General features: G+C 62.9%; 3 protein-coding genes. All 3 read right to left on the reverse strand.

Going from position 1 to position 4,153, the window contains the following annotated elements:
* Nucleotides 1-124 precede the first annotated feature (124 nt).
* Nucleotides 125-1,783: a vWA domain-containing protein gene (locus NKJ06_RS34705; RefSeq protein ID WP_352629658.1), complete on the reverse strand. Its 1,659-nt coding sequence runs from the start codon at nucleotides 1,781-1,783 to the stop codon at nucleotides 125-127.
* Nucleotides 1,784-2,099: 316 nt separating this feature from the next.
* Nucleotides 2,100-3,062 (reverse strand): GlxA family transcriptional regulator, encoded by a 963-nt coding sequence (locus tag NKJ06_RS34710; RefSeq protein ID WP_013530232.1) that lies wholly within the window; start codon nucleotides 3,060-3,062, stop codon nucleotides 2,100-2,102.
* Nucleotides 3,063-3,118: 56 nt separating this feature from the next.
* Nucleotides 3,119-4,018 (reverse strand): bifunctional methylenetetrahydrofolate dehydrogenase/methenyltetrahydrofolate cyclohydrolase FolD, encoded by a 900-nt coding sequence (folD, locus tag NKJ06_RS34715; RefSeq protein WP_352812423.1) that lies wholly within the window; start codon nucleotides 4,016-4,018, stop codon nucleotides 3,119-3,121.
* Between the last annotated feature and the right edge of the window lie 135 nt (nucleotides 4,019-4,153).

Genomic DNA, 4,153 nt, shown 5'->3' on the forward strand with positions numbered 1-4,153 from the left:
GGGGCGAACATGCCCCCGTGTCGTTAAAAAACCGCCCCAACGCTACCAATTCAAGATCGTTAAGGTTCTTAAGTGAACCGCATTAGGCTCTTGGCCGCCCTTTTTGCTACCAGTCAAATGGCTGTCACGGCGTAACGGTGATTTCGCTCCGTTCGCCGGCCTTGACCGTCACCGGCATTTCCTTGTCATGGCCTGCATCGGACATGTGGCGGACGACCACATAGTCGCCGGCCGGAACGGTCTGCTGCCAGGTATCGCCATAGTTCAGGCCAAGCGCCTTTCGCTTGCCCTCTATGTCCTTTTTCGGCGACAGGATCTCGATCGAGTAGGCACCGGGGGCCGACATGGCCAGAACGCCGGCATCGAGCGGCACCTTGATGTCCATGACATCACCGACCTTGACGCTGAACGGCTGCTCGACGACCGCCAGGTCAAGCGTGGTCAGCGCGACATAGTAGTCCGGCGGCAGCCAGAACTTGCTGTCCGGTCCATAGGAATGCTCGACACTGTCACGCGTGCCATCGATTTTCTTCTTCGCCTTGACGATCTCGAAGCCGAGGCCGGAACTGTCGGCCTTGTCGCCGCCTGCGACATAGAAGGCGTTGAGCACGATATGGCCGACGCCAACGATGACGTCCTTCTCGATCTTCTGCCCGGCGGCGAGCTGGATGGTTTCGGTGACGCTGCCGGCGCCGATCTGGACCGTGACCTTCTGTTCGCCCGCCGGCACGATGATTTTGGTGTCGCCATAGTGGGTGGTGCTGCCACCCGGATAAGCGAAATTGAGGCTGGCCGCATCACTGATGTCGGCGCCCTGGCTCGGCCGCGGATGAATGAGCATGGTGCCCGCGTTCAAGGTGAACAGCGGCTTGTAGACCTGGCCTGCCTCGATCTTGAATTTCTGTTCCACCTTGGCCTCGTCGTCGCGTGCGACGACGATATAGTCGCCCGGTTCGAGATTGCCGTTGTAGGTGCCATATTCGGTGGTGACGGAATCGCCCCGCGAGCCGTCGGCGCTTGCCTTGTAGATCTCCCAGGCGTTGCCGTCGGTGATCGGCTCGCTACCTTCGGCCATCACCACTGTCGGCTGAAAATTGAATTCCGGTTTCGCCGGCTCCGGTGCGGGCGCAGGCGCCGGAGCGGGAGCCGGTTCTGGAGCGGGTGCCGCCACGGTCTCGACAAGCGCCTCCTGCAGCGCCTTCTCGTCGGAAGCCTGGATGTATTTGCCGCCGGTGTTGTCGGCGAGGCAGGCGATCTGCTTGCCTTCGTCGGCGGTGAGGCCGAAGCCAACGACATCGGCGGTGAAGTCGACGCCGGATGCCTCAAGCTCCTTGCCAAGCGCGCAAGGGTCGCCACCGCATGTTTCGAGACCGTCGGTGATGAGCACGACGGTCGCCTTGTCCTCGGTGTATTTCAACGCCTCGGCTGCTTGCTTGACGGCAGAGGTCAGCGGCGTCTTGCCGAGGAATTTCAGGCTGTCGGCGGCGGCCGAGATGGCACTTGCCGAACCTGCCTGTGGCGGCACGATCAGCTGGATATCCTCGCAGCTGCCCTTCTCGCGATGGCCATAGGCCATGAAGCCGATCTCGTCATCGGTGGGGACCGATTGAAGCACGGTTCGCAGCGACTCGCGGGCGATTTCGAGCTTGGGCTTGCCGTCGATCTGCGCCCACATCGAGCCGGAGGCGTCGAGGATGACGATGACCTTGTTTGCGGCGAAGCCGAACGTCGTCATCGACAAAAGGAGGATCGCCGCAGCGACGCCCCGTGCAAGTCCCGCCATCGAAATCTCCTCAATCCGCCCCTGATCCGGGCGGCAAGCTATTTGACGCGGCGCCGGGACACAAGTCGGTGCCGGTGCGTAGGGCTCCGAACTCAGCTTAACAAAAGATCTGACGTTCGGCGGTGTCGGCAGTGCCGGGAGTCTTTCACGATAGGAATTTTATCTTGACTCAGCGCCCTCAGCTATGGTAGATATTTGTCCATGGTGCTGATTTGCGCCAGTGACCCGCCGCTCAGGCGGGTTTTTCGTTTGATGCACCCTTCAGCCTACGTGTCGGCGCCGGGCCGAATGCCGAACTTTTCAGCGGAAGCGAGATTTAGTAGGTCGTGCGGCGCTCTTCCGAGGGCGGCCTGCCGAATTGCAGCCGGTAGCTCTGGGCGAAATAGGAATGCGAGGTGAAGCCGGTCGCGATCGCCACGTCGAGGATCGGCATGTTGGTCTGGCGCAGCAGTTCGCGCGCCCGCTCCAGCCGCAGCCGCATGTAGTAGCGGCCGGGCGTGACGCTGAGATGGCGCAGGAATAGGCGCTCGACCTGGCGCACCGACAGGCCGGCGGATTTGGCCAGCTGCACCGCCGACAGCGGTTCGTCGAGGTGGTCGGCCATCAGTTCGACGATGCGCCTGAGCTTCTCCGACTTGCCGGTCAGGTCGCGTTCCGGGCCGACGCGCTGGCGGTCTCCGGCCGAGCGGATGCGTTCGTGCTGGAACTGGTTGGCGACGCCATTGGCGAGATTCGAGCCGAAATCGCCGCGCACGATCTCCAGCATCAGGTCGATCGAGGTGGTGCCGCCGGCGCAGGTGTAGCGCTTGCGATCGATCTCGAAGACATTGCCCGTGCAGTTGATGTCGGGGAAGCGTTCGACGAAGCCGGCGCGGTTCTCCCAATGGATGGTGCAGCGGTAGCCTTCGAGCTGGCCGGCCTCGGCCAGCAGGTAGGAGCCGACCGACAAGGCACCGAGCGCATTGCCGCGCCGGCCCCAGCTGCGCAAAGCCGCCAGCACCTTGCTCTTGCCGGGAAATTCGGTCGTCAAGCCGACCGAGACGAAGAGGATATCGACCGGCGGCAGGTCGGCAACGGCGTAGTCGATCTTGAGCGGCAGGCCATTGGAGGCCATCACCGGATCGCCGTCGGCAGACACCGTGGTCCAGCCGTAGAAGTCGCGGCCGAGCAACCGGTTCGCCGACCGGAACGTATCGATCGCCGCGGCCAGCGAGAACATGGAGAACTTGTCTACCAGCAGGAAAGCGAACTGCCGGCCGCCTTGAACGGGATCAGTCATGACCGGCCGTTCTGAGGGAACACTGGGGTTCGGCAAAGCTGCGGCTTTCTGGCGGGTCAGAAGGACGGCCGTTTCAATCCGGCCGCAAGGTAGGCCGAGGCTAACGTATTGGCCATCAGCATGGCAATGGTCATCGGCCCGACGCCGCCGGGCACCGGCGTGATGGCGCCGGCGGCCTTGGCCGCCTCGGCATAGGCGACATCGCCGACGAGGCGCGACTTGCCCTCACCCTTCTCGGGTGCGGGAATGCGGTTGATGCCGACATCGACGACGGTGGCACCTGGCTTCACCCAATCGCCCCTGATCATCTCCGGCCGGCCGACGGCCGCGACCAGAATGTCGGCGGTGCGGGCAAGTGCCGGCAGGTCCTTGGTACGGCTGTGGGCGATGGTGACGGTGCAATTGGCGGCGAGCAGGAGATTGGCCATCGGCTTGCCGACGATGTTGGAGCGACCGACGACGACGGCATTGAGGCCGGACAAATCCTTGCCGCGCACACGCTCGATCAAAAGCATCGAGCCGGCCGGTGTACAGGGCACGAAGGCAGTCTCGAGTTCACCGGTGCCGAGCTTGCCGACATTGATGAAATGGAAGCCGTCGACATCCTTTTCCGGCGCGATGGTCTGGATGATCTTGCCGGCGTCGATATGGGCAGGCAGCGGAAGCTGCACCAGGATGCCGTTGATGGCCGGATCGGCGTTGAGGTCGCCGATGATCTTCAGCAATGCCGGTTCGGAGGTTTCGGCCGGCAGCGTGTGCTGGACGGAATGAAAGCCGCATTCCTTGGCGGTGCGCGATTTGGAAGCGACATAGACCTGGCTGGCCGGATCCTCGCCGACGATGACCACGGCAAGACCGGGCTTGGCCTTGCCTTTGGCGACAAGTTCGGCCGTCAGGATCTTGACCGTCCGCACCACGTCTTCGGCAACGCTCTTACCATCAATCACTTCAGCCATGGACCACCCTCAACACCAAAATGCCCAAGCGCGTCGCGTGCGGAAGCGACGGGCGTTTTGATGTTTAACACCGGGGGGAGTTGACGCACGGTGGGGTTTTAACCCATGACCCGGGCGCCGCTAATCAGTGGGTTG

Source organism: Mesorhizobium sp. M0293 (assembly GCF_040321735.1).
In the GTDB taxonomy this organism is placed as follows: Bacteria; Pseudomonadota; Alphaproteobacteria; order Rhizobiales; family Rhizobiaceae; genus Mesorhizobium.

What these genes read in the sequence shown, in the direction of transcription:
- NKJ06_RS34705 (WP_352629658.1), bottom strand. Translation starts at nt 1,783, where the DNA reads ATGGCGGGACTTGCACGGGGCGTCGCTGCGGCGATCCTCCTTTTGTCG.
- NKJ06_RS34710 (WP_013530232.1), bottom strand. Translation starts at nt 3,062, where the DNA reads ATGACTGATCCCGTTCAAGGCGGCCGGCAGTTCGCTTTCCTGCTGGTA.
- folD (WP_352812423.1), bottom strand. Translation starts at nt 4,018, where the DNA reads ATGGCTGAAGTGATTGATGGTAAGAGCGTTGCCGAAGACGTGGTGCGG.